19 protein-coding genes are annotated in these 26,116 nt (G+C 47.4%); 6 read left to right on the top strand and 13 right to left on the bottom strand.

The genetic code is table 11. The features are described 5' to 3' along the window. The first annotated feature begins 50 nt into the window (after positions 1-50). Entirely contained in the window at positions 51-1,370 is a 1,320-nt protein-coding gene (xylA, locus tag OM978_RS20720) for a xylose isomerase (RefSeq protein WP_233010816.1), read from the top strand. Positions 1,371-1,596: 226 nt separating this feature from the next. On the opposite strand, the gene OM978_RS20715 is transcribed toward xylA, so the two are convergent. From OM978_RS20715 to OM978_RS20695, 5 genes are all read right to left on the bottom strand, one after another. Continuing rightward, the gene (locus OM978_RS20715) at positions 1,597-2,112 is read right to left on the bottom strand and encodes a hypothetical protein (protein ID WP_264344318.1); all 516 of its coding nucleotides are present in this window, start codon (positions 2,110-2,112) and stop codon (positions 1,597-1,599) included. 89 nt (positions 2,113-2,201) lie between these two features. After that, positions 2,202-2,747 carry a hypothetical protein gene (locus tag OM978_RS20710; RefSeq protein ID WP_264344317.1) on the bottom strand — a complete coding sequence of 182 codons (546 nt, stop codon included), beginning with the start codon at positions 2,745-2,747 and terminating at the stop codon, positions 2,202-2,204. A gap of 285 nt (positions 2,748-3,032) precedes the next feature. After that, positions 3,033-4,160: an endo-1,4-beta-xylanase gene (locus tag OM978_RS20705; RefSeq protein ID WP_264344316.1), complete on the bottom strand. Its 1,128-nt coding sequence runs from the start codon at positions 4,158-4,160 to the stop codon at positions 3,033-3,035. Between the two features lie 44 nt (positions 4,161-4,204). Beyond that, complete coding sequence (locus OM978_RS20700) at positions 4,205-5,137, bottom strand: aldose epimerase family protein (protein WP_264344315.1); 933 nt, start codon at positions 5,135-5,137, stop codon at positions 4,205-4,207. 147 nt (positions 5,138-5,284) lie between these two features. Further along, complete coding sequence (locus OM978_RS20695) at positions 5,285-6,700, bottom strand: sugar porter family MFS transporter (protein ID WP_264344314.1); 1,416 nt, start codon at positions 6,698-6,700, stop codon at positions 5,285-5,287. Between the two features lie 213 nt (positions 6,701-6,913). Between OM978_RS20695 and OM978_RS20690 the strand changes: the two genes are divergently transcribed. From OM978_RS20690 to OM978_RS20670, 5 genes are all read left to right on the top strand, one after another. Next, positions 6,914-8,401, top strand: a complete 1,488-nt coding sequence (locus OM978_RS20690) for an MFS transporter (RefSeq protein WP_264344313.1) — start codon at positions 6,914-6,916, stop codon at positions 8,399-8,401. A 5-nt stretch (positions 8,402-8,406) separates the two neighbouring features. Next, positions 8,407-9,408 (top strand): glycoside hydrolase family 43 protein, encoded by a 1,002-nt coding sequence (locus tag OM978_RS20685; protein WP_264344312.1) that lies wholly within the window; start codon positions 8,407-8,409, stop codon positions 9,406-9,408. A gap of 24 nt (positions 9,409-9,432) precedes the next feature. After that, positions 9,433-11,889: a glycoside hydrolase family 3 N-terminal domain-containing protein gene (locus OM978_RS20680; protein ID WP_264344311.1), complete on the top strand. Its 2,457-nt coding sequence runs from the start codon at positions 9,433-9,435 to the stop codon at positions 11,887-11,889. A 57-nt stretch (positions 11,890-11,946) separates the two neighbouring features. Further along, positions 11,947-14,547: a glycoside hydrolase family 3 protein gene (locus tag OM978_RS20675; protein ID WP_264344310.1), complete on the top strand. Its 2,601-nt coding sequence runs from the start codon at positions 11,947-11,949 to the stop codon at positions 14,545-14,547. Positions 14,548-14,616: 69 nt separating this feature from the next. Beyond that, entirely contained in the window at positions 14,617-16,536 is a 1,920-nt protein-coding gene (locus OM978_RS20670) for a sialate O-acetylesterase (protein WP_264344309.1), read from the top strand. An 87-nt stretch (positions 16,537-16,623) separates the two neighbouring features. Here the strand turns inward: OM978_RS20670 and OM978_RS20665 are convergent, their stop codons facing one another. The 8 genes from OM978_RS20665 to OM978_RS20630 form a co-directional block, all read right to left on the bottom strand. Further along, positions 16,624-17,301 (bottom strand): DUF6445 family protein, encoded by a 678-nt coding sequence (locus OM978_RS20665; RefSeq protein WP_264344308.1) that lies wholly within the window; start codon positions 17,299-17,301, stop codon positions 16,624-16,626. An 8-nt stretch (positions 17,302-17,309) separates the two neighbouring features. After that, entirely contained in the window at positions 17,310-18,791 is a 1,482-nt protein-coding gene (locus tag OM978_RS20660; RefSeq protein ID WP_264344307.1) for a tryptophan halogenase family protein, read from the bottom strand. 31 nt (positions 18,792-18,822) lie between these two features. Continuing rightward, positions 18,823-19,869, bottom strand: a complete 1,047-nt coding sequence (locus OM978_RS20655; RefSeq protein WP_264344306.1) for a cupin-like domain-containing protein — start codon at positions 19,867-19,869, stop codon at positions 18,823-18,825. Positions 19,870-19,882: 13 nt separating this feature from the next. Continuing rightward, positions 19,883-20,632: a SapC family protein gene (locus OM978_RS20650; RefSeq protein WP_264344305.1), complete on the bottom strand. Its 750-nt coding sequence runs from the start codon at positions 20,630-20,632 to the stop codon at positions 19,883-19,885. A gap of 160 nt (positions 20,633-20,792) precedes the next feature. Beyond that, complete coding sequence (locus tag OM978_RS20645; RefSeq protein ID WP_264344304.1) at positions 20,793-23,879, bottom strand: TonB-dependent receptor; 3,087 nt, start codon at positions 23,877-23,879, stop codon at positions 20,793-20,795. Positions 23,880-24,316: 437 nt separating this feature from the next. Next, positions 24,317-24,736, bottom strand: coding sequence for an organic hydroperoxide resistance protein (locus OM978_RS20640; protein ID WP_264344303.1), 420 nt, complete (start codon positions 24,734-24,736; stop codon positions 24,317-24,319). 59 nt (positions 24,737-24,795) lie between these two features. Continuing rightward, positions 24,796-25,014 carry a 4-oxalocrotonate tautomerase family protein gene (locus OM978_RS20635; protein WP_264344302.1) on the bottom strand — a complete coding sequence of 73 codons (219 nt, stop codon included), beginning with the start codon at positions 25,012-25,014 and terminating at the stop codon, positions 24,796-24,798. A gap of 23 nt (positions 25,015-25,037) precedes the next feature. Further along, entirely contained in the window at positions 25,038-25,781 is a 744-nt protein-coding gene (locus OM978_RS20630; RefSeq protein WP_264344301.1) for an SDR family NAD(P)-dependent oxidoreductase, read from the bottom strand. Positions 25,782-26,116 lie beyond the last annotated feature (335 nt).

The raw sequence follows: 26,116 nt of genomic DNA, 5'->3' as shown, positions 1-26,116 counted from the left end.
CAATGCCCACCATTAGCAGCATTGGAATTGATGTAACACAGGAGAGCAAAATGGCTCAGTATTTCGATCAGATTAATAAAATTGCGTATGAAGGTGCCGACAGCACTAACCCTTTAGCGTTTAAACATTACAATGCCAGTGAAGTAGTGCTGGGCAAAACCATGGCAGAGCATTTGCGTATGGCTGCCTGTTACTGGCACAACTTCTGCTGGAATGGTCAGGATGTATTTGGTCAAGGCACTTTTGGCCGTCCATGGTTAGAAGCCGGTGACGCTATGGCGCAAGCCAAAGCTAAAGCCGATGTAGCTTTTGAATTCTTCAGCAAGCTGAGCATTCCTTATTATTGCTTCCATGACATCGATGTATCGCCTGAAGGCAACAGCATTAAAGAATACATCAACAACTTCGCAGCTATGGTGGATGTGCTTGAGCAAAAGCAAGCTGAAACCGGCGTGAAACTGTTATGGGGCACAGCGAATTTATTCAGTAACCCACGTTATGCTGCAGGTGCTGCTACCAATCCAAATCCGGAAATTTTCAGCTACGGCGCTACGCAGGTTTTCCATGCGATGAACGCAACTCAGCGTTTAGGTGGTGAAAACTACGTATTGTGGGGCGGTCGTGAAGGTTACGAAACCCTGCTGAATACCGACCTGCGTCAGGAGCGTGAGCAACTGGGCCGCTTTATGCAAATGGTGGTTGAGCACAAACATAAAATCGGTTTTAAAGGCACTTTACTGATCGAACCTAAGCCACAGGAACCCACCAAGCACCAGTACGATTACGATTCGGCAACAGTGTATGGTTTCCTGAAGCAATTTGGTCTGGAAAAAGAATTCGCCGTCAATATCGAAGCTAACCACGCTACCTTGGCTGGTCATTCGTTCCATCATGAAGTGGCTACTGCTATTTCGCTTGGCATTTTTGGCAGCATCGATGCGAACCGCGGTGATGCACAAAACGGCTGGGATACCGACCAATTCCCGAACAGCGTAGAAGAGCTGAGCCTGGTGATGTACGAAATTCTCAAAGCTGGTGGTTTCACCACTGGTGGTTTCAACTTTGACGCCAAATTACGCCGTCAGAGCATGGACCGCGCCGATATGTTCCATGGTCATATTGGTGGTATGGATCACCTGGCTATGGCACTGAAACGTGCAGCAGTTCTGGTTGAAAAAGACTTCTTAGGTAAGGCAGTCGCAGAGCGTTATGCCGGCTGGAATGGCTCTTTAGGTAAAGCCATCCAGAGCAGCGAGCATTCACTGCAAACTCTGGCTGCTATGGTTGAACGCGAACAGTTAAGCCCGAAAGCCGTCAGCGGCCGTCAGGAATTACTGGAAAACCAGGTGAATTTAGTGTTGTTCAGATAGGCCTCCCGAACCCTGTCGTTGCCCGGCTAGCCGGGTATTTTATCCGGGCGCGGGAAAGCTACTGCGCCCTATTTTCTTCCTTAGCATTACTTCATCACAGCAGTTCGCATTCGGTGGGTACGAGTAGTTGTTTTTTATTTTTCTGTAATCGACATGAAAGCAAGCGGAATTGTACTGGGGTACCTTGCGAAATCTGACCCCATTGGTTTGGATTCGTTGGCGATAGCTAATTCAACTTACCCACACTGATCAAATATTTTTTCACGACTTCAATCTGGCCCGCATTATTAAATAGTTTTATTGATTCTTTCACATACTCAAGTTCTGAATTACCACATTGCACTCCATCAGTAATTTCAGCGGAGGAGCTCACATAGGTTATATCTCCTACCAAAATGCCATTGATAAAAACAGGCTTACTAAGTGTTGTTAATCCGTCACTGGATGTACTCAAAATTTGTTGATTATCTATTGTAACTTCTGAGCACTTGCCACCAAGAATATGACAAAGTGCATTTTTATAAACTGTAAAGTCTCTTACCTCCTTTTCACCTTGCGAAGCAGCTAACGAATATTGTTTTTCGTAGGAATAGGAAACAAGCGCCAATGTTGCTCCTTGACCGAAAAAAGATACATTTTGGTCAGTGAAATCCACTTTATTTCCAATGTTACTCATTACTAGATCATCAAAACTACAAGAACAGACATTAAAAGACATTAAAAAGAACAACATATACTTCATAAACAACCTCCGGCCTAGGCAAAATCTGGTGTCAGGTCTTGCCCTTTGCCCCAAGACCTGACACCAGTGCTCTGTAGTTTATTGACTTGTTAGAGCTTATAAGCACGGTCAATAACCTGCTCATATTCTGAAATCTCAAACCGAAATGGACCAACGCCGACTAATACTTGGGGTTCTTCGTAGCCGTTCTCGTAGGCAAAGCTTTCCCAAATATAGACATTATCTTCCTTCCTGATTATACAGCCGTACGCACCACATCCAACATCTGCACATTCTGGACATACATAGATCAACCTTCTTCCACTAACCATTTTGGGCGCTTCTAAAAGCAAAAGTTGTCTTTTACTATGCTCATTAAGCTTGTCCCAGCCACGAGCAAAACAGCCTAAATAGTCAGCATGCTCACCCTGATTGTTAGATAAAATATCTAACAAAGGCGATTCATCGACAATGAAACCTGAAGAATAGCTTTCATGAGTGTTGTCACAGCCCTTCCGATGGAGAATATGCAAACTTAGTTTTTGAGGCTTCAAGTCTAAATCAACACAGTTGCCGCAATCAGGACATACAAAATATTCAACGCTATCAATAACAGATGATTCTTTGATAAATTTATTGCAGCTACTACATTTCATGAGTGAATTTTAACAATCCGTTTTAAAAGGCCGTATGCCCGCAAATCGAGCATTTTTCTGCCTTTTTTTATGATTTTTACTGATACCAAACTAACGCTGATGTACCTCTATTTCAACAGGTTTTTCTGAAATCACTAAAATTGTGGCCGACATAATCTATACAGCCGGTACGCTAGTTATAGTGGCATTTTTCGCGGAATTAATGACGGGCTCAATTTGCAATAAATGGAGTTTCAAATGCAAAAAAAGCTGGGAAAATCCCAGCCTTTTGACTATTGAATAAGGTTATTTACCAGCCTTTTCCGCCAGTTTAATCAACTGCGGTACCACTTCTTTTGGCTGATTTTTCCGGTCAAATAATAAAGGGTAGTCTGTTCTGCCTTTCATTGGCCAGTTGTTGCGCCAGGTCTGGTTGTCGTTGACGCCCCATAAAGTGACCCGTTCGATGCTGTCGCTGTGGCGTAAAAACAGCTCAAAGAATTGCAGGTATTTTTGTGTCAGTTGATCGCTGACTGCTTTTGGTAAGCCATCGGCGTAAGGGTTAAATTCTTGTTTTAACTTCATATTGAGTGAGATATCAGCGCCTACATTATCTGGATCAGGAAATGGTAATACCGAGATATCTAATTCGGTAATCATCACCTTCAGGCCTGTGTTTTTAAAAGCCACAATAGAGTCTTCCACTTCCTGCAGTGTTGGGTAATCCAGGCTGTAATGGCCTTGTTCACCAATACCGTAGATAGGTGCTTTTTTCGCTTTTAAAGCTGCAACCAGCTTTAACACTCCGGCACGTTTTTCAGGTTTAAATAAATTGAAGTCGTTGTAATAAAGCTGGGCTTTAGGGTCGGCCTGATGCGCCAGTTCAAAGACTGTGGCTATATAGTCTTGACCCAAGGCTTTATACCAGTTGGATTGGCGCAGAGTGCCGTCTTCATTTAAGGCTTCGTTGACCGCATCCCAGCCCTGAATACGGCCTTTGTAGCGGCCCATTACGGCGTTAATATGGTTTTTCAGTCGGGATAACACCAACTCTTTTGAGGCCGGTTGACCTTTAGCGTCCTGAAACACCCAGGCTGGTGTTTGTTCGTGCCATAACAATACATGACCTATTACGTTGATATTGTTGGCTTCGGCGTATTCAATCATGGCGTCGGCGGCAGCAAAGTTAAACTGGCCTTCTACAGGTTCAATAATTTCCCATTTCATCACGTTTTCGGCGGTCACCGCATTAAACTGCTGCTTGACCAGCTCCAGTGTTCCGAGCTCTTTGCCTTGTATTTGTGTTGCACTTAATGCAGTGCCAATACTGAAGTGTTTGCTGTACGCCTGTTTTAAAGGGGAGCTTTGATCTTGTGCATAAGCACTGCCTATCAGCAGGCTGCTTAACAAGATACAAAAGGAGATAGATCGCATGTGATGACTCCAAAAGTAATTAAAAATAAGTAGAACCGCTGCTGTTATCCCGCCTTGTCTAACTGATAGCGGATATGCGCCTTAAAAGGTTGGCCTGGGCGGGTAAAATGAAATGGAAAACCTTTTTGGTTGGGTGAGTCAGGGAAAAACTGCGGCTCAAGGCAAATACCCTGACGTGATTTAAAGGGGCCGGCTAAATGTTCACCGGTATACACCTGTAGGCCCGGATAGTCGGAATACACACTCAGGCGAACTAAGCCATCCGGGCTTATCAGTTCTGCCGCCGCCTGATGCAGATCGCCATTGACCACAAAGTTATAATCCATCCGGATACCGGTCAGCGTTTTCGCCGTGCTGAAATCCAGCGGGCTACCCTGCACTTTAGGCAACTCACCTGTTGGAATATTCTGCTCATCGGTCAGGGTGTAATGTGCCGCATGCAGGCAGAGTTTATGTTGATCAATCGGAGCCTGATCAGGCGCCAGGTTAAAATACGGATGTAAAGTTGGTCCCACTAGCGTAGTGACGTTGCTGCTGGCTTCTAGTTCTACATCCAAAGCACTTTGTTCAGATAATTGATAAGTCACACGAAAAGACACTGGGCCTGGATAGCCACCCTGACCATCAGCCATTTCGCAGCCCAAAACCAGCCTGGATTCCTGCTGTTCCAGCACTTTCCAGTTCATTTGGTGTAAACCTGCAGCGCCACCGTGCAGCTGATTTTGTCCTTCATTTTGTTCCAGTTGATAAAACTGCTGACCAATCAGCAAGCGGCCTTTACCAATACGGTTGGCATAAGGTCCAACTAAAGCACCGAGGTAAAAGGGGTCTTGCGCATAAGCATCCGGCTCGGCGTAACTTAAGATCAGTTCACGTTTGCTATTACCCACAGCCGTAGTCCAGCGCTGCATAGCCGCACCACGCTCCAGTATGGACAACTGGTCACCCGCTTTATTGGTCAAATGAAAGACGTTCATAAATGTATTCACTCCTGAAAATTCAACCCAAAGTAATTGGAGTTGCAACTAGGCGACAAGCGAGCGAGACCCCAGGAGCATAGTTACCTATGTGACTGGGGCGAGGAGCGCGGTCAACAACGTTGCAGCTTCAATTAAGAAGGGTTTTTAGCCCTGCATATCTTCTAATTCTGTCCCCTTGGTCTCATGCACCATCTTGATCACAAAGAGGATAGAAAAAGCAGCGCCCAGGGTATAAAGACCATAAGTTCCGGCCAGGCCAATACCGGCCAGCAGCAAAGGGAATGTCATAGTGATCAGGAAGTTACAGCTCCACTGTGCTAAACCGCTGACCGCAAGGCCTAAACCACGAATTTGATTCGGGAACATTTCGCCTAACATCACCCACATCACAGGGCCCCAGGACATATTAAAAAAGAACACATAAGCGTTAGCGCTGATTAAAGCCACCTGTCCCCAGTCACCTAACAACAGATTGCCGTTTTCGTCCTGACCTGCATTGGCAAAACAAAGCACCATCAAACCCAGAGTCACGGCCATACCAATTGAACCCCATTGCAGCAGAGGTTTACGGCCCACTTTGTCGATAATCAGCAAGGTAATGACACAAGCCGCAATACTTAAACCACCGCTAATGACGTTAATCAGTAAAGCGTCAGATTCAGAAAACCCAACCGCTTGCCAGAGCACAGCACCGTAATAAAACACCACGTTAATGCCGACCAATTGCTGGAAGCTGGCGAGGCCAATACCTACCCAAACAATTTTGCGCACTTTGCCTGTTTGGCTGCTTAATAAATCAGTCAGTCTGGGTTGATGATCTGCAGATAAAGATTGCTGAATTTCGGCGAGTTTGCGGGTCGCGGCATCGCTGCCATACAAGCGGGTCAGTACTGCAGCTGCGGCTTCATTGCTGCCTTTTAACACCAGAAAACGTGGGCTTTCAGGAATAAAAAACAGCATGAATAAAAACAATATGGCCGGGAAAAGTTCCATCCAGAACATCCAGCGCCAGGCGGCGAAATCAAACCAAAGTGCCGCAGTGGAAGCGCCTGCATATTCGGCTAGTAAGTAGTTGCTGACAAAAGCCATAAAAAGACCAAAGATGATGGCGATTTGCTGCAAAGTGGTTAGCATGCCACGGTAACGGGCCGGAGCTACTTCACAAATATAAGCTGGAGTAATCACAGAGGCAGCACCTACAGCTAAGCCACCTAAAATGCGGTAAATAACAAACTCAAAGGATCCTTCGGCAACGCCTGAACCCCAGGCGCTGACAATAAAAAATACGGCTGAGATGAGTAAGATGGTTTTGCGGCCACTGATATCGGCCAATCGCCCGGCAAAAAATGCACCTACAGCGCAGCCCAGCAGCATACTGGCGACATTAAAACCAGTACCGACACTCTGTGAATTAAAGGCTTGTTGCAGGCCATCGACAGTGCCGTTGATCACACCGCTGTCAAACCCAAATAAAAAGCCGCCTATGGTGGCGACTAAGCTAATAAACAAAATAAAGACCTTGTTGTCCTCTGAAACTGCTGGCTCGTTGCTGTGCTGCAAAATAATAACTCCTGTCGGTTCGCGCAAAGACTTAGCGCATAGCCTGAGCATAAGTTCTGTTTGACGGAAATACAGCCAGCTTGTTAAAAATCATAATTCTTTCAGTACATTCCGTTAGTCCACTTTAGTAACTCTCAATGTATGTTAAGGTCAGAAAAAATCATAAAAACAGCCGGCTTGCAGCGGGCGTAAAACAGCAACAGGCGAATTGATATGCAAACAGAAGTACAAAAATTATCGGTCACCGAAAAAATCGGTTATAGCCTCGGGGATTTGGCGGCCAATTTGATTTTCCAAACCCTGATGACCTTTTTGGCTTTTTTCTACACAGATGTTTACCAGATCCCACCGGGCGCCGCGGCTACTATTATTTTTACCGGCGGCTTAATTGGCGCCTGTTTTAACCCCATTATGGGCATTATCGCCGACCGGACTCAAACCCGTTGGGGCAAGTTCAGACCCTGGATCCTCTGGACCTCTATTCCTTTTGGCATCATTGCGTTGTTAGCTTTCAGCACACCTGATTTCAGTCCTGAAGGTAAAATTGCTTACGCTTTTATTACTTATGTGGTGCTGGTGCTGGTGTATTCAGCCAATAACCTGCCGTATTCAGCCTTAAGTGGTGTGCTGACCGGCAATATGGCTGACCGTAACAGTTTGTCGGCTTACCGTTTTGTTGCCGTGATGGTGGCGCAATTTATTATTCAGGCCTTGTTGTTACCGCTGGTACTGATTCTGGGCGATGGTGATAAAGCTGTAGGTTTTGAAAACACCATGACGCTGTTTGCTTGTGTCGGTATTGTGTTTTTCCTTATTACTTTTATCACCACCAAAGAGCGGGTTTTGACCTGCAGCGCGCAAAGTTCAACTATTCGTCAGGACATTGGTGACCTGCTGAAAAACCGGCCCTGGGTTATTATGCTGGTGCTGACCGTGCTGGTGTTTATTACCCTGGCGCTGAAAGGTGGCATGTATATTTTTTACTTCGAAAACTATCTGAATGAACAAGAAGTTGCTGTATTTCTGGAAGATATTGGCTTTAACGCTTTTATTGTTGGTTTAAATTCTATGTTGACCGGCATGGGGCTGAGCGAATTCCTTTGGCCTAAAGATGCTGCTACTTCAGGTTTCAGCTTATTTAATGCCGGTGGCATTATCTGCATGATTATCGGCATAGGTTTTTCTAAACCTCTGGCCGATCGTTTTGGTAAAAGGGATGTGTTTGCTGTAGCGCTTTTTATCTCCACTTTATTTGTGATGGCGTTTTACCTGTTCCCTGCTGATGCCATAGGTCTGGTGTTTTCCTCTCAGCTTTTGCATGGCTTTTTCTACGGCATCACTATTCCGTTACTGTGGGCCATGATTGCTGATGTGGCAGATTATTCCGAATGGAAAAACCATCGTCGCGCTACCGCTATTATTTTCTCTGCGATGATTTTTGGCCTGAAACTGGGCCTGAGCATAGGTGGTGCTTTGGTGGCCGGTATTCTGGCTCACTTTGGCTACGATGCTCAGCTGGCGGCTCAGGCACCAGACACTATTAACGGCATTAAATTATCGGTCAGCCTGTTTGCGTCAATACCTTTCCTGATGGGTGTGGCCTGCGTTTGCCTCTATGAAATTAACAAACACAAAGAAAGCCAGATAGAGCAGGAGCTGAACGAACGTCGCGCTGCTGCTGGTTTAGCACAAGCGGAGTAACAGTTATGTCAGACGATTTAAAAGTGCTGAAAGCCAAAGCTATTTCTCAGCCTTTGGTGGAGCACATTTATACAGCCGACCCTTCGGCCCATGTGTTTGATGGTCGCATTTATATTTATCCGTCACACGATATCGAGGCTGGTATCCCCTTTAACGACAATGGTGATCACTTTGGTATGCAGGATTACCATGTATTGTCGCTGGATAGCCCCGACAGCCCTGCTGTAGATCATGGTGTAGCTTTGCATATCAAAGATGTGCCATGGGCAGAACGTCAGATGTGGGCACCGGATGCGGCCAGAAAAGATGGCCGCTACTACTTTTATTTTCCAGCCAAAAAGCCAGACGGCATTTTCCAGATTGGTGTGGCTGTGGCCGACTCGCCTGTAGGGCCTTTTAAGGCTCAGCCAAAAGCTATTGAAGGCAGTTATTCAATAGACCCTGCCGTGTTTGAAGACGATGACGGCAGTTTTTATATGTATTTTGGCGGTATTTGGGGTGGTCAGTTACAAAACTACCGAAACAATGAGTACAGCGCTGACAACGCAGAACCCACAGCCGCTGAGCCAGCTTTAGGGCCAAAAGTAGCGAAATTACGCGACGATATGCTGGAATTTGCTGAAGCGCCGCGTGAAGTGCTGATTTTGGATGAACAAGGTCAGCTGCTATTGGCGGGCGATACAGACAGACGCTTTTTTGAAGCCTCCTGGTTGCATAAATACCAGGGCAAATACTACTTCTCTTACTCCACAGGCGATACGCACTTTTTATGTTATGCCACAGGCGATAACCCGTACGGACCTTTTACCTATCAGGGCCGGATTCTGGAGCCAGTGGTCGGCTGGACCACTCACCATTCCATCTGTGAATTTGAAGGTAAGTGGTATCTGTTTTACCACGACTCTATTTTGTCCGAAGGCGTCACTCATTTACGTTCAGTAAAAATGGCGGAAATTCAGTATGACGCAGACGGCAAGATCGAGACGTTAAAGCCCTACAGGGATTAATCAGGTATTTCACAGGAGGCTCTAGTGGGCAAACAACTTCTCTCTGCGGTGCTGGGTTTAGGAGTCGCTTTTGCGGCTTCAGCTCAGCAGCCCTATCAAAATGCCAGTTTGCCAACAGAGCAGCGGGTGGATGATTTATTGTCCCGGATGACGCTGGAAGAAAAAGTCGCTCAGCTGCAAACCGTCTGGCAAAAACGTCGCACTCTGGAAGATAAAGAACTGCAGTTTTTACCGGAAAAGGCCAAAGAATTGATACCACTGGGTATTGGTCATATAGGCCGCCCCAGCGAGTTTAAAACCCCGCAGCAAACGGCAGAATTTAACAATGCGCTGCAGCGCTGGTTAAAGGAAAACACTCGTTTGGGTATTCCGGCCATGATGCATGAAGAAGCTTTGCATGGTTATGCCGCTTTTGACGCCACCAGTTTTCCGCAGGCGATAGCCCTTGCCAGCAGCTGGTCACCACAAGATATGCATGATGTCTATGCGCTGACCGCTCGTGAAATGCGCGCTACTGGTTCACATTGGGCTTTAACTCCTGTGCTGGATATAGCCCGTGACCCACGCTGGGGCCGGATAGAAGAAACCATGGGTGAAGATCCTTACCTGATGTCGGCCATGGGTGTGGCCGCAGTGCAAGGTTTTCAGGGTAAAACAGGGAAAGCAGGCCCTTTTGCCGCAGATAAAGTTGTCGCCACCTTAAAACATCTGACAGGACATGGTCAGCCAGCTGCAGGGGTGAATATAGCGCCGGCTTTTATTGGTGAACGTGAATTACATGAAGTTTTTTTACCGCCTTTTGAAGCTGCGGTAAAGTTGGCGCATGCCAGCAGTATTATGGCATCTTACAACGAAATTGACGGTATTCCATCTCACGTTAATAAGCCCTTGCTCGAAGATATAGTGCGCCAGCAATGGGGCTTTAACGGCGTTATTGTTAGTGACTATTTTGCCATTGAAGAGCTCAGCAGCAGGCATGGTTTATACGGCAGCGAAGCGGCAGCAGGCAAAGCAGCGTTGTTAGCTGGTGTGGATATGGAAACTCCGGATCCCAAAACCTTTCCACATTTAACCGCCTTAGTGAAATCAGGCCAGCTGGATGAAGCCGCAATCGACAAAGCAGTACGGCGGGTATTGGCGCTGAAATTCAGGTTAGGTTTGTTTGAACAACCTTATGTGGATGCAACAAAAGCCAATGGGATTGTGGGCGCTGATTCAGATCGTGCTTTTGCCCGTCAGGTGGCTGAAAAGTCGATGGTACTGTTGAAAAACGACGGTACTTTGCCGCTAAAAGCTGACAAGATCAAACAACTGGCGGTAATTGGTCCTCATGCTGATGAAGTCTTGTTAGGTGGTTACAGTAGCATTCCGCGCCAGACTGTCAGTATTGTCGATGGTTTACGGCACAAGCTGCAAGGTAAAGCCAAAGTGGAATTTGCTGCAGGCACCAAACTCACTAAGGCCTTAACCCAAACACCAGCTAAACAGGCTGCTTTTGTCACCAGTGATATAGCACAGCGCAGTAAAGCCGCCGGCACTTATTCGATGCAACGCTGGAATTATGACGATATAGCTTTAACCGACGAGAATGATCGCAAAGGTTTGTTAGAGCAAGCTGTGACTCTGGCGAAAAATTCTGATGCTGTGGTGTTAGTGTTGGGCGAAAACGAAGGCTTGTCGCGTGAAGCCTGGGCTGACACGCATTTAGGTGATCGCAGCAGTTTAGATTTAGTCGGTAATCAGCTGGAGTTAGCTAAAGCTATTTTGGCGACAGGTAAACCGCTGGTGCTGGTGCTCACCAATGGCCGGCCTTTGGCTTTAGGCGAACTGGCATTGTCTATGCCGGCTATTATCGAAGCCTGGTATCTGGGGCAGGAAACCGGCTCAGCTTTAGCTAATGTGTTGTTTGGCGATGTAAGCCCTTCCGGCAAATTACCTCTGACTTTTCCTCGTAGTGCTGGCCATATTCCGAGTTATTACAACCATAAAATTTCCGCCAAACGGGGTTATCTGTTCGACGATATCAGCCCTTTATACGCTTTTGGTCATGGCCTGAGTTACAGCAGCTTTGATTACAGCGATCTGAAGATTGATGAAAGCAAAGCTAAAGCCAATGGCGAAGTGACTGTCAGTATGACGATTCGCAATAGCGGTCAATTTGATGCCACCGAAGTTGTGCAGCTGTATATTCAGGACCCTGCGGCCAGCGTAACCCGTCCTGTAAAACAGTTAAAAGGCTTTTTACGTGTACCACTCAAAGCAGGCCAACAGGCAAAGGTTGAATTTAACTTGCCGGTGAACCTGTTCGCATTTTTTGATCAGCAGATGAACTGGGTGGTTGAACCCGGTGAAATCAAACTGATGCTTGGCAGCTCTTCAGCAGATATCCGTCTGAATGGCAGTTTTATTATCAAAGGTGACATCACAGAGGTCGGTGCCAATAAGGCTTATTTAAGCCTGGCACGGATCATCCCAGAATAACGGCCCTTGGGCTGACTTCGAGTAAAAGGTTTGGAGGGCGTTTGAATGGCGAAGGCAATGGCAAAAGCGGTGGCAAAGAAAAGTAAGCGTAAAGAGCTGAGTAAGGGGTTGTTAGTTCTGGCTGGTGGTCTGGTGTTAACTGGTTGTGGTCAACCCGCAGTTCAGGTGCCTGAACCTGTTCCGGAGCAAGCGGCCAGCCCAAGTACAGCTGAAACACCTGTGATCACACCAACCAACTGGCCTTTGCAACAGCCGCCTATAGCGCGCACTCAAGCGATAGAAGACAAAATCAAAGCTTTGCTGGCACAAATGAGTCCTGAACAAAAAGTAGGGCAGATTATTCAGGCCGATATTGCCTCAGTCACGCCAAAACAAGTGCGGGATTATTATCTGGGGTCTGTACTGAATGGCGGTAACTCAGCTCCTGGCCGCGATAACAGAGCGGGCGCCGCAGCCTGGCTGGAACTGGCCGATGCGTTTTGGCAAGCCAGTACAGATACCAGTGATGGCCGGCCTTATATCCCTGTGATGTGGGGTACAGACGCTGTGCATGGTCACAGTAATGTCAAAGGCGCGACTATTTTTCCGCATAACATAGGTTTGGGCGCTATGCGTGAACCAGAGCTAATGCGTGAAATTGGCCGCGTCACTGCAGCTGAAATGCAGGTGACAGGTCTGGACTGGACCTTTGCTCCTACTATTGCCGTAGTAAGGGACGACCGCTGGGGTCGCACTTATGAATCTTATGGTGAAGACCCACAACTGGTGGCTTCTTATGCGCCTCATATTCTGCAAGGTATTCAGGGCGTTCCTGGCACTGCAGACTTCTTAAAAGGCCAGCATATGCTGGCGACGGTGAAACACTTTTTAGGCGATGGCGGCACTGTGGATGGTAAAGATCAGGGTGACAACCAGCATACCGAAGCACAATTGCGTGATATCCACGGCGCGCCTTATTACACAGCTATAGCAGCGGGTGCCCGGGTGGTGATGGCGTCTTACAACAGCTGGTTTGGCGAAAAGATGCACGGCTACCGTCCTATGCTGAACGACGTGCTGGTTAACCGCATGGGCTTTGACGGTTTTGTGGTCGGCGACTGGAATGGTCATGGTCAGGTCAAAGGTTGTACGCCAACAGATTGCGCTAATTCATTGTTGGGTGGCCTGGATATGTTTATGGCACCGGACAGCTGGGAAAAGTTGTATCAAAATACGTTGGCTCAGGTGAAAGACGGCCGTATTTCTACAGAACGACTGGATGAAGCCGTTGCCCGGGTGCTGCGGATCAAAGCCGAAATGGGTTTGTTTGAGCAGGTGAAACCTTCAGAGCGGCCTTTGGCTGGGCGTTATGAATTACTGGGCAGCACTGAACATAAAGCCATTGCACGTCAGGCGGCTCGTAAGTCATTGGTATTGCTGAAAAACAACCAACAACTGCTGCCACTCAAAACCAGTAGCAAGGTGTTAGTAGCTGGCGATGGTGCCGACCACATTGGCAAACAAAGTGGCGGCTGGACCTTAAGCTGGCAAGGCTCTGGCAATAAAAATACCGATTTCCCGAATGGTGAATCCATTTATGCCGGTATTAAACAGGCGGTAGAAACTGGTGGTGGCAAAGTAGAGCTGAGCGAAAATGGCCGCTTTACTGACAAACCTGATGTCGCCGTTGTGGTCTTTGGTGAAGAACCTTATGCCGAATTTGTTGGCGATCGCAGTCATCTGGCTTTTGATGATGGTCGTGCTTTGCAAATTCTGACTGAATTAAAAGCGCTGGGTATTCCAACGGTTTCGGTGTTTTTGTCAGGCCGGCCTTTGTGGGTCAATCCTGAGCTGAATCAATCCGATGCTTTTGTCGCCGCCTTTTTACCTGGCAGTGAAGGTGGCGCAGTGGCTGATCTGCTGATCCGTTCGCCGGAAGGTGAAATCCGTCATGATTTTCAGGGAAAGTTGTCCTTCTCCTGGCCAGCCAAAGCGACGGGCGAGTTGCTGAATCTGGGTGACAAAAATTATCAACCACAGTTTGCTTATGGTTATGGCCTGACGTACAGCGACAAAACGGAACTGGCGAAGCTCAGCGAAGAGTCTGGCATCAGCGCCGATCAGGTGCTGAACTTCAGTCGTTATCTGCATGCGGGTAAAGCGGTCAACCCATGGCAGTTGCAATTGCTGGATAAGGGTCAGGTGACAGTAGTGACTGAACCGCTGCAAAAATCTGCTGGTGGGGCTTTGGAAGCAGCAGCTACAGACAGATTACAACAGGAAGACTCAGTGTTACTGACTTTCCACAAAGACGCAGCTGTGGCTTTAAACCATGCTCAGGGTGTGGCGCTGGATCTAAGTCGTCAGGCCAATGGCGATATGACGCTGGAGCTGGAATATCAGGTGGTTGCTATGACTGCTGGTAAAGTCAGTTTGGCGATGCAGTGTGGTGATAACTGTAAATCTACTCTGGATTTCAGTGGTTATTTTGCCGGTATGGCGGGCAAAGGCTGGAACAGTGTGAAGATACCACTTCGCTGTTTCACTGAAGCCAACAGCGCTTTTGATCTGACCAAAATCAGCCAGCCTTTGGTGCTGGAAGCAACTGCAGGCTTAAAGCTGCAATTGGCTAAAGTTCGTCTGGCAGAAAATGAAGGCCAGGGCCAATGCGGTAACTAAAATCAGGGTCAGAGCCTTGGCTCTGACCCTATGTCCGACGAAATCTATGTGTTTAACGGGATAGGCTTTATGTTAAGACTCTTACTAACCGCCGCTTTACTGCTAAGCCCTTTGGCCCACGCTGATATTCGTCTGCCTAAGTTGATTGGCGAAGGCATGGTATTGCAGCGTGATACGGCCATTCCACTGTGGGGCTGGGCTGCCGCGGATGAAACCGTTGAAGTGCGTTTTAATGGTCAGTTAGTAGGGCAGGTCAAAACAAAAGAGGGTCGCTGGATACTGCAATTACCAGCGCAGCAGGCCGGTGGGCCACATCAATTAAGTTTTAAAGGCCGAAACCTAATTGAGCTGAAAGATATTTATTTTGGTGATGTTTGGGTGGCGTCTGGCCAGTCCAATATGGAACTGGAAATGATCAGGGTGGCTGAGGCGTATCCAGAAGATTTAACCAGCGCCAACTACCCGCTTATCCGCCAGTTTAAGGTGCCGCAAGAATACAATTTTAAAACACCACAGCAGGATTTCAGCGGCGGTGAATGGGTTTCTGCCAGCCCACAAAGCATAGATAACTTCTCTGCTTTGGCCTTTTATTTTGGTCGGGACCTGTTTCAGCATAACGGCGTGCCGATCGGTATTTTAAATAATGCTCTGGGCGGCTCGCCTGTCGAAGCCTGGATGAGTGAAGAAGCGCTGCGTCCTTTTCCTGAAGCTTTGGCAGAAGGCATTAAATTTCGTGATGACCAGTTAATTCGGTCCATCACAGCGGCTGATAAAAGCAAAAACGATCAATGGTATGGTGATTTACAACGCCGTGACCCGGGTTTAACCAGTAAAACGCCCTGGTACAGCGAAACTTTAGATGACAGCAACTGGCAAAACTTTAGCGTGCCCGGCTTCAGACCAGAGCCTTTTACCGGTGTCTGGTGGCTACGTAAAACAATAGAGCTGACAGCAGCACAAGCAAAAGAGGCCAACATTTTACGTTTGGGCTCGATAGTGGATGCCGACGAGGTTTATATCAATGGCAAACAAGTGGGCAATACCACTTATATGTATCCGCCACGCCGTTATGAGTTGCCTGCCGGAGCGCTGAAAGCCGGCACTAACCTGATTGCAGTACGGGTGACTGCCACTAATGGTAAAACCGGTCTGATACCGGATAAGCCTTATTGGATAGGTACAGATGCTAATCCGTTGCCTTTGACTGGCCAATGGAAAATGCAAACCGCAGCTGCGGCTCAGAATTTGCCGGGCGATACTTTTATCCGCTGGAAACCGCTAGGTTTATACAATGGTTTATTGGCCCCTTTAACCTCTTTGCCTATTAAAGGTGTGATTTGGTATCAGGGCGAATCTAATGTGGGTGCTTATGCGGACTATCAACCACGTTTTACTACCATGATCCGCGATTGGCGGGCTAAGTGGGCACAAGGCACAGGTCAGCAAAATCAGTTCCCGTTTTTATTTGTACAACTGGCTAATTACCTGGAGAAAACTCCTGCGCCTGTAGAAAGTTCCTGGGCAGGTTTACGCGAAGCACAGCGTCAAAGCTTATCTGAAGCCAATACAGCTATGGTAGTGGCCATCGATAAAGGCGAATGGAATGATATTCACCCGGTCGATAAAAAGACCTTAGGCCAGCGGCTGGCATTAGCAGCCCGTGCCGTGGCTTTGGGTGAAAAGGTCGGGTATCAGGGGCCTGAATTGGAGTCTGTGATGGCTGAAGGCTCGCAGCTCAAACTCAGCTTTAATCACAGCGGTAAAAGCTTAGTGCTGAAAGGCACAGGCAACAGCTTTGCTATAGCTGGCGCAGATGGTCAGTATCGTTGGGCACAAGTTCAGCTCAAAGATCAGCAATTGCTGTTGTCACACCCTGATATCAACGCTCCGGTCAAAGTGCGTTATGCCTGGGCTGATAATCCAGAGGCGGTACTTTTTAATAGCGAAGGTCTACCCGCAGGACCTTTTGAAGCAAAAATAATGAAATGAATCCGTAGGGACGGGTCTTGTACCCGCCCGTCTAATGATACCGCGGTACGGATGGAAAGGGCCGGGACAAGCCACGGCCCCTACAAGTTACAACGGGTCAATAAAACTACTGATGGTCAGCCTTCCTAATCGTGGGTCGGCTGATAAGTGGGTGTCTTTGGTGATCACGCCGCTGTGTAGCAAATGACGGCGATACACAATAAGCCTGTTAAACACCCCTTGTTGCTCATTGATTTGTTCGAACAAGGGCGTATCACCCTGAATATAACCATCGGTTGTTTTAGGCAAATAAGGGCCGTTATTTTCGCTTTCCAGTGAGCGGTAATACTCCAGCGTGCGGCTTTCATCTATGCATTCAAAACCTGTTTTCCGATGCTGGTAAAAGGCTGTGCCGCCCTGATCACCCTGAAATAAATAATGCACAGCCGCCAGCGCATGTTTTTCCGTCGTATCAAAATGGGGGATACGCTGCAGCAGTTTTAATTGCTCTGGCGGCGTAGTCACCATTGAAAAATGACAGACTGAAAAACCAAGCTTTGTCGCTGGCAGTTCAAAGTAGTCAATCAAAGTGGCTTGCAGGCTGTGTAGCATAAATTGCCGGTAGGCTGCTGGTGCTGCGGAACGCACGCCGGGATAATAAGGCGAATTAGCCAGAAACTGCTGGCTAGCTGCATAGTCGACCAGTGTTTCAGGCTGAGGGATAAAGTTATCCACCACCAACAGTGGGGATTGTTCATTGCCAACACTCAGCCTGGTGATCTGCATTGGTTTTGTCAGCTCAGATCAGATGGGCAATACTGACGCAAGAAATCACGGTGCGATGGCAATCTGTCTACTGCAGCGTTAATGGTCTCGCGGATACTTTGCAGATGACGGCTTAATTCGCCCTGACCTAAACCTGCCACCAACTGATGATAACTTTGTGGCTGCAGCCGTTGCCCCAACATCACATGGCTCCAGGATTCCAGCCGGAACATTTCATCGCCGGTCTGGAAAGCATGAGCACTTTCTTTGAACAATTCCATCCGGTGCGCGAGCGTGTCCGGAATGGTCATGGTGCGGCAATAGTCCCAGAATGGGCTGTCAGTTCTTTCAGTCTGGTGGTAATGCAGAATAATAAAGTCGCGGATTTTTTCCACTTCAGTAATGGACTGTTGGTTGTATTCTTCGGTTAAAGCCGGAGTAACACCGTTAAAGGGGAATAGCCGTAATAAACGGATGATGCCGCTCATAAAGAGGAAAATACTGGTCGACTCCAGTGGTTCGATAAAGCCACTGGATAAGCCGATAGCCACACAGTTTTTATTCCAGAGCTTTTTGCGCCGTCCTGTTTGATAACTCAGTACCCGAGGTTCAAATAAGGCCGGAGCTTCCAGCCCATCCAGCAAGCGTTGCTTCGCCTTTTCGTCCGATAAATAATCGCTGGCATACACCAGACCATTGCCTACTCTGTGCTGCAATGGAATTTTCCACTGCCAGCCGCTGTCATGAGCTATAGCTCTGGTGTAAGGATGCATGGTTGGGCCAGGTTCTGTTTGTACTACTACGGCTTTATTGCAGGGCAACCAATGATCCCAGCGCTCATAACCAGTTTTTAAGGTTTGTTCGATAAGCAATGCTCTAAAGCCAGTGCAGTCGATAAACAAATCCCCTGTTATTTCCTGACCTGATTCCAGCACTAAGGAACGGATATCGCCGTTGACATGCTGCTGCACCTGAGCAATTTTGCCTTCAATACGCACAGCACCTAAATCTTCGCTGAACTTGCGGAGAAAACGGGCATAACGGCCGGCATCCAGATGGTAGGCATAGTTGATCACTGACTTTTCGGTTTTACCAAACTTATGTAATTTAGCAGCCTGTAATTCGTAGCAGTAGTCACCAAAAGGCGCATCGACGCCTTGGCTTAAGCCGTGCAAATAATAGTGCTGAAAGTCCGTCAGAAAACTGCCTTTGCCTGTGACACCAAAAGGGTGGAAATACTGATCGCCGGTCTGGCCCCAGTTTTCAAAGGAGATGGCCAGTTTAAAAGTAGCGTCCGTGGCTTTCATAAAGTCTTGTTCGTCTATGCCAAGTAAGTTATGGAAAAGCTGCACCGGCGGTACTGTGGATTCGCCTACACCTACAGTGCCAATTTCTTCTGACTCAATCAGCACTACATCAATCAGGCCTTTCAGGCGTTTGGACAAAGCCGCAGCTGCAACCCAGCCTGCTGTGCCACCACCTGCAATCACTACTTTTTTTACTTGTTGCATTCTCTATCCCCTGTGATTTTTTATAATTTTTTTAGCGATTTAATCTGTTTAGCAGCATGGCGCGCAGCTGCCTGGCCTGCATCTCGTCTAGCTCCCCCAGCACACCACGGGCTTGTTCTGGTAAGTGTTGTCCTGCTTTTTTCGGATCGTCAAAAATGTAATGATTCAGCACGGCTTGCCAGGCTTTGCGTTCATGTTCGGGTTTGTCACGCAGACATAGCAGGGCGTGATACAACAAATTCATACCTGAGCCTGTATAGCGTGGCGCTGTGCTCCACCAGTAGTTGATCAGAATATTAAATGACATTAACCCTTCCACCTGATGCCACCACATGCTCGGCAGATACAGCGCATCTCCTGGCTCAAGTTCTGCAATTTGTCCTGCAGCTATAGCTTTTGGAAAATCAGGAAAACGCTCTAAATCCGGCTTGTCGAAATCCACCATGCTAATGACCTGACCACCTGGTGTTGGCTCTAAAGGCCCAGGATATAAATGGCTGATCTGATCCGGCGGAAACAAGCTAAAGCGTCTTTTACCGAGCACACAGCAGGCCAGATTTTCTGAGGAATCGTAGTGGCAAGCGGCCAGAGATTTGTTGCCAAGCCAGATACTGACTCTGTCTGGTTCGGTCTCATAAGCTAATACCGGTTTGGGCAGCTGAATGTCATTGTGTTGCCGCAAGGTTGGAAAATGAGTGCTCAGCAAATTGGAGGCAATGTAAACAGAAGGCGGTTGCTCCAGCTCTTGCCACTGTAAAATTTGCTGCAGCACCTGATCAACCTGGCCCAGCCGGGTTTCATAATTGAGTTTTTTGCAGCTTTCGTCGTAAAAATAACGGCCATTCAGAGTCGGGTCGCCATAAAAAACCTGAGTGGCTTTGCCGTTGTAATGACTGCAGAGATAATCCACCACTGCAGCAGAACCTTGTTGGCCCAGTTGCACTAAAGGCCAGTGACTCACCAGACCTTTGAGGATCACAGGTTCAGCGCCCGACAGAACTTCAGCCGGGATCACACCGTTTGGGCACTGGATTTCTCTGGTTGTGCGGCTAATAGCCAGAATGGAGTTTTGTGTCACAAGCACTCCTCGGTCACAAGCTATTTTGCTGGCGCAAACTAGTATTTTTGCGCTCAATTAAATGACGGATATTACCCATCGAAAACACCATAGCGTAAATCAGCGCTAAAAAGCCGGAGTGCTGCAGCTTGGCAAGTGCTTCTGCAGGTAAAGTCGCCAGCCGTTGTTCGTTAATGCAATAGTTACCCAACAGGCGGATTTTTTCACTGTTGTGCAAAGCAAATTCAATGGTGACAGGCTCTACCAGCTCGAGTTGCTCCAGCGCTTTGTAAAACACCGGCGCTAAAGTTGTGCCTTGATGGATAGTTTCTAAACGTGCTGAGATATGTTCCAGATACGGGCTGTTGCCGCCCTGCGACAAAAACAATTGTTGGCCTTGTTCTGTGTTTACTTTGGGATGATCCATATCAATATGCACCACAGCGTGTGGCATTTCGTCCTGCATGCCGATAGAGCGCTGGAAGCCAATCAGAAAAGGGCCTTTTTCAATACTGGCCGGAATATAACGGGCATCCCAACCTGTTGCATGCTGGTCATTCAGATACAAATTTTCTGCCGCGGCAAAACCTAATAAAGCGACAGCCTGATAGGAGCCTTGCGGGTCGTCTTTTCGCAGCAGGATCGGATATTCTTTTTGTAATTCAATAAATTCAGTGGGGAATACCAGAGCGCTATGCAGATTGTCGCCAAACTCCGGCCCAAAGTAGTGGATAACGCGGGTATCTTGATGGTCGATATTATTCAGTAACACATGCCTGGTCATATTATTGTCCCTGTGACTTCTTAGGTAGCATGTACAGCAGAGCAGGGAAAAGCTGCAGATGCAACTTTTCCCTGTTTATCTTTGTCGTTTAAACGGGCGTGGGTAAGCCCGTTCCAAACCGTGTTATCGTCCAGACGGGCGGGGACAAGCCCCGCCCCTACTAGAACTGGTAACGCATACCTACCTGATAACGTGCATCCAGGTCTGTCAGATACCACAGCATGGATTCATTACGGGCATGTGAGCGGCTGTCTTCACCTGTCAGGTTCAGCGCTTCGATAAATACCGTCAATTGATCGTTTACATCGTAGCCGAGGTTCATATCAAGTTGCCAATAAGCTTCTTCAAAGCGTGGGTTGTTTGACCCCCCTTTGTTAACCTCTGCCAGATATTCATCACGCCAGTTCCATGCTACCCGTGCTGTCCAGCCTTCTTTTTCATAAATACCGATTAAGTTAGCTGTATCACTCAGACCCAGTAACGCAAACTGAGACACACCCGGGTCGGCGTTGACATCAAAGCCAACGTCACCCCGAACTATGGTGTAGTTCGCCTGCACACCAAAACCTGTTTCACCAAAGAAATGCTGAATAGCAAACTCGGCACCATGAATTTTGGCTGCTCTGTTGTTATCCGGTGTACTGGTACGGAATACCATTTCCGGATCGTCAGGATTGGCCAATAAGTCAAACCCTGGGTTGCTCGCCAGGAAGTCAATTTGCTCCGGAGTACCGGTAAATTGAGGGTTAGCGCCAAATTCGGCAATCATATCCGGATGGTTACGGTATTCAGTAAATACCATCATCGCATACAGATAAGTATCATCCAGCGGGAAACCTGCATCCTGTACTGCTTGTGCAGCAGCTATGGCACGAGGGCCACCTGTGACATCAAGAATACCCAGTAATGGCTGGTCGACCTGACGGCTACCGATAAAGTTCACTACGTCTTTCTGGAATAAACCAGCCGACATATAGCTGCCATTGTCGTAGTACCATTCTAACGACAAATCGTAGTTGGATGATTCCAGCGGAAGCAGAGCAGGGTTTGATGCGTTGGCTGTTGGCTGAGCACCTAAAAGTGTAGAACCACCGCCACCACCAAAGTTAGAAGCCGATACACCTAAGCTACCTAAACCTGCACGGGCAATAGTTTTACTAAAGGAGAAACGGCTGATTAAGTCGTCACTCAGGTGTAGCGTAAAGTCTAAGCTTGGTAACAGATAGTCGTACTTGTTTTCGGCATTAAATGGTTGTGCAGGCACAGTACTGTCCACATAAGACACGATGTCGTTATTATCTTCCCAGCGGAAATAGTTTCTGCTGACCAGCGAGCTGGATTCAGATTCAGTTTCTTCGTAACGTAAGCCAGTTAATACATCAAATGGCATTTTGCCGATTTCACCACCCAAAGAGATCTGGAAGTAAGCCGCCATGGTGTCTTCTTTGACTATATTGTCAGAAGACAAGGAGGTTTCAGAGGCAGTAGGAATGCCAGGATACAGATCTAAAGCTGCGGTATATAAAGCGCGTGGATCAGCAATAAAACCATAACCGCCAGGTAAAGCTGTGAAGTCATCGAACTCGCCAGGCAAATCAAATGGTTGGATTAAATCACCAAACTCGCCAGGGTTACCGACGTTCCAGTTACCCAAGGCAATGTTATTACCAGCGGTTTGAATGGTACGGGATTCCATATTGCGTATTTCGACACCAAAATCGAAACGACCGTTGTCCACCAGGTAAATGGCATCCAGTTTAAATTGCTGAATATCACTTTCCTGGCCAGCGTTACGGATACGAGCTATAGAGGAACCTACGTCACCTGCATCCACCATACCGTTGCCATTGGCACCTTTACCAGGAGCTGAATCATTGTAAACGTTCAGATAAGTTGGTAAATCTGCACCCCAGAACCATTCACGGGACTCCACTATAGGAGCACCTAAACCTACAGCTAATTCACCTGAATTGCGTGGGCCTGTGCCGCGACTATGCATCTTGGAGTCGTGAGCATCGAATACCAGTGTCAAATCGTCGTTCACGTCATAGGCTAAATTCAGGCCCAAAGACTTCAGCGTATTGGTTTGTTCACGCCATTGCTGCTCGTAGCCTTCATCTACAGTGCTTGCATACTCTTCTTTAATGTAAGTAGGCGTTTTTACTAAGTTATTATCAAAATCAACTTGCTTGGTGTTGTTACCGGTTTGAACCCAGTTCGTGACTTCACCTCTGTGTTCAACAATATTGTTTTCAGCGTAGGTGTAATCACCTGTTGCTGTAAATTTTTCTGTTGGTTTAAATTGTAACGTCAGCTGAGCGTTGTCGCGTTCACGTTGTGAGTCTGAAAAGGCATAACGAATATCGTTAGGGCGGGCGTACAACTGACCCTGGTCTGGGGCGTTATTGACAACAGTAGCAGCATTGTTCCATAACCGATCTGCATCAGCTAGGTCGTCCCAGTAGCCCACTTGCCAGTCATTGACTGTAGCGCCAGTGTAACCTGAGTCACGTTGCTGATGGCTGGCGGACACACTGACACCAAATTTATCGTCCTCACTGGCATGACTGAAAATACCTGAAATTTCAGGGGTCACATCATCACCAGCTCTGTTGGTGGTGTCATGTGCAGCTTTGACACCTATGCTGGCTATATCTTCAGAGTTTTCCAGCGGACGGTTTGTTTTGATATTTAAAGTAGCGCCTATACCACCAGTGGCCACGTTGGCTTTACTGGTTTTATAAACTTCGACGCCGCTGATACTTTCAGAAGCCAGATTCGAGAAGTCAAAAGCGCGGGCACTACCACCACGGCTTGAACCATCTGCACCTGAACCTGCCGCATAAGTGTTAGCAGCAGGCATGGTACGGCCGTTTAGTGTGACCATGTTATTGTCACCACCAAAACCCCGTACTGTGACTTCAGTACCTTCACCGTTAGTACGGCTAATGGACACACCTGAAATACGTTGCAGAGACTCTGCCAGGTTAGTATCAGGGAACTTACCTATATCTTCAGCAGAGATGGCGTCTACCACCCCCATCGAATTACGTTTAATTTCAGCTGCTTGTTGCAAGCTGGAACGCACACCATAAACTGCGATAATTTCAACTGGTGCTTCTGCGGCTTTAGTTTCTTGTGCTTGTTGTGTTTCCTGCGCATAAAGTGGCAATACTGCTGTGCCACTGAGTAGCAGGGTGACAGCCCTTGCTACTGCTGTTCTGGTAAATATCTTATTATTTTTCATTCTATCCATACCCTCTTGATTTGTATTAGTCACCTGAATCAAACAGATAACCAGCGAAGTGCGATGCACCCGCTGAATGCCGTCATGCTGCTTGTTTTTTTTAAGGTGCTGAACTTACCGGCTTTCTCCACTCCCACTTCCACGCCGTATTGCCAACTCCCCAAAATTCATTGTAGTGATACTGCCAGAACCTTGAAGTTGCCAAAATGCGTTACCCTCTTGCTTTTTTTTACATTTTTAACTGGCGAAGAACTGAACAAGGCGTTTAACAGCTAAAAGCATCAGCTAAATTAGGGATTTGCTAAAGCATAGTCTGCTGCCTGGCAGACAAAGACTAATCAAAGAGATGATTTTTAATTAAAGAGATAAAAGTAAGACAGGGCGCAGTTTAAAAGGATATAGCAAAGGCCCGCAGTGAAAGCGGGCCTTGTTCAGATTTAAATTAACTGAATAGTTACAGCGATATTGCCACGAGTCGCTTTAGAGTAAGGGCAGATTTGATGTGCCTTTTCAGTCAGCTGTTTTGCAATTTGTGGATCCAGACCAGGCAAGCTGACATTCAGACGCGCCTGTAAAAAATAGGCGTCATCTGTCAGGCCCAAATCAATTTCAGCATCTACAGCTGTATCTTTTGGTAGTGCTACTTTTAACTCAGCCGCAGCTTTACCCATAGCGCCAATAAAACAAGCCGACCAGCCAGCAGCCAGCAGTTGCTCCGGATTGGTGCCTGGACCTGATGAACCTGGGGCTGACAGTTTGATCTCTAAACGACCATCAGAACTATGAGATTCACCATTGCGACCGCCAGTGGTGTGGGTTTTACCTGTGTAAACAACTTTTTCAATTGTAGTGATCATGATTCTTTCCTATCAGTGGTGGATGCTTTGCCATTAAGGCGTTGTCAGATCGCCGGAATTTATTTAACCTTTTTCGCAGCTTCGCGCTGGCGACGGCTAGTGATATTTTCTCGGTTCAGGCCCCAATTGTCGGTTTTTACCTCATCGATAATGACAAAAGTTGTGGTAGGGTCTTTACCCAATACGTCGCTGAGTAAATCTGTAACACCTTCTATCAGCTGCAGTTTTTGGGCTGCAGTCACACCTTCTTCGGTAACTCGAATATTAACGTACGGCATAGTTTTGCTCCTGATACAGTGACTTACCAAACACCGGCAGCAGCGCCGCCATCAACGGCCATAATGGTGCCGCTAACATAACTTGACTCGGTCAGATAGAGTACGGCTGCGACAACATCTTGTACTGAACCGACGCGGCCGCTAGGCGAAAGCTGATTCAAAAACGCTTCAGAATCCGCAAAACTGGTATGTAGTGGCGTTTCAATAATGCCTGGGGCAACCGCATTGACACGGATATTATCAGATGCTAACTCCACCGCCATGTGGCGGGTTGCGGCGTTGATACCACCTTTAATGAGTACAGGTAATGTAGCTGGTAGCTTAGCCGTCGGTTGCAAGCCGATATTAGCGGTGATACTAACAATATGTCCGCCGCCCTGAGTTTTCATATGGGCCGCAGCTTGTTGTGCAGGAAAGAAAAAACCCTGCAGGTTAGTGGCCACTAATGAGGCCAAATCAGCTTCCGTATACTCAGTTACTGGCTTGGCGATAAAGACGCCCGCATTGTTGACTAACACATCTACACGACCAAAACGCGCAATAGCCTGAGTGAACAGTGCTTCTGCTGTTTCCGGTTTTGCAATATCACCTGCTACGCCTAAAAAGTTTTCTGCATTATCCAGTTTTGCGGCCGCTTGCTGCAGGCGTTCTACTGTGCGGGCATTACCTACTACATTGTCACCCCGTAGCAAGTAGGCTTGCGCTATGGCAAAACCAATACCACTGGATGCACCTGTAACTATAACTGTCTTTTTACTGTTGCTCATATCTTGCTCCTCGTTGTTGGAATGTTGGCACCGTCAGCCGGTCAACAAGGGCACTTTACGTTTAATTATTAACCCAATAAATATAGATACAGTTGATTCAAATGATACATCATGTAACTAATTTGGCTGAAAACATCTGCTTTCTTGACGATGTATCAATAATAGCTGGGCTGGTATGAAATGACTTGGCATTAGAGACTGATCAGTCAACTGATACAACTGACCATACAAGGATAGTGCGCTGTTGTTAGCAATTTGAAATAAGGAATGGAGGATTGGTTTTAGCGTCAGATTTTTTGTCTGGCTCAGCAGATTGCTGCGACTGCGGTGCTTCT

Source organism: Rheinheimera sp. MM224, from assembly GCF_947090785.1.
In the GTDB taxonomy this organism is placed as follows: domain Bacteria; phylum Pseudomonadota; class Gammaproteobacteria; order Enterobacterales; family Alteromonadaceae; genus Pararheinheimera.
The sequence above is the reverse complement of the archived record's forward strand: the minus strand, read 5'-3'. Positions and strand labels throughout refer to the sequence as shown.

Excerpts from the sequence above, each read along its gene's own strand:
- xylA (WP_233010816.1), top strand. The coding sequence starts at position 51 with ATGGCTCAGTATTTCGATCAGATTAATAAAATTGCGTATGAAGGTGCC.
- OM978_RS20715 (WP_264344318.1), bottom strand. The coding sequence starts at position 2,112 with ATGAAGTATATGTTGTTCTTTTTAATGTCTTTTAATGTCTGTTCTTGT.
- OM978_RS20710 (WP_264344317.1), bottom strand. The coding sequence starts at position 2,747 with ATGAAATGTAGTAGCTGCAATAAATTTATCAAAGAATCATCTGTTATT.
- OM978_RS20705 (WP_264344316.1), bottom strand. The coding sequence starts at position 4,160 with ATGCGATCTATCTCCTTTTGTATCTTGTTAAGCAGCCTGCTGATAGGC.
- OM978_RS20700 (WP_264344315.1), bottom strand. The coding sequence starts at position 5,137 with ATGAACGTCTTTCATTTGACCAATAAAGCGGGTGACCAGTTGTCCATA.
- OM978_RS20690 (WP_264344313.1), top strand. The coding sequence starts at position 6,914 with ATGCAAACAGAAGTACAAAAATTATCGGTCACCGAAAAAATCGGTTAT.
- OM978_RS20685 (WP_264344312.1), top strand. The coding sequence starts at position 8,407 with ATGTCAGACGATTTAAAAGTGCTGAAAGCCAAAGCTATTTCTCAGCCT.
- OM978_RS20675 (WP_264344310.1), top strand. The coding sequence starts at position 11,947 with ATGGCAAAAGCGGTGGCAAAGAAAAGTAAGCGTAAAGAGCTGAGTAAG.
- OM978_RS20670 (WP_264344309.1), top strand. The coding sequence starts at position 14,617 with ATGTTAAGACTCTTACTAACCGCCGCTTTACTGCTAAGCCCTTTGGCC.
- OM978_RS20665 (WP_264344308.1), bottom strand. The coding sequence starts at position 17,301 with ATGCAGATCACCAGGCTGAGTGTTGGCAATGAACAATCCCCACTGTTG.
- OM978_RS20660 (WP_264344307.1), bottom strand. The coding sequence starts at position 18,791 with ATGCAACAAGTAAAAAAAGTAGTGATTGCAGGTGGTGGCACAGCAGGC.
- OM978_RS20650 (WP_264344305.1), bottom strand. The coding sequence starts at position 20,632 with ATGACCAGGCATGTGTTACTGAATAATATCGACCATCAAGATACCCGC.
- OM978_RS20645 (WP_264344304.1), bottom strand. The coding sequence starts at position 23,879 with ATGAAAAATAATAAGATATTTACCAGAACAGCAGTAGCAAGGGCTGTC.
- OM978_RS20640 (WP_264344303.1), bottom strand. The coding sequence starts at position 24,736 with ATGATCACTACAATTGAAAAAGTTGTTTACACAGGTAAAACCCACACC.
- OM978_RS20635 (WP_264344302.1), bottom strand. The coding sequence starts at position 25,014 with ATGCCGTACGTTAATATTCGAGTTACCGAAGAAGGTGTGACTGCAGCC.
- OM978_RS20630 (WP_264344301.1), bottom strand. The coding sequence starts at position 25,781 with ATGAGCAACAGTAAAAAGACAGTTATAGTTACAGGTGCATCCAGTGGT.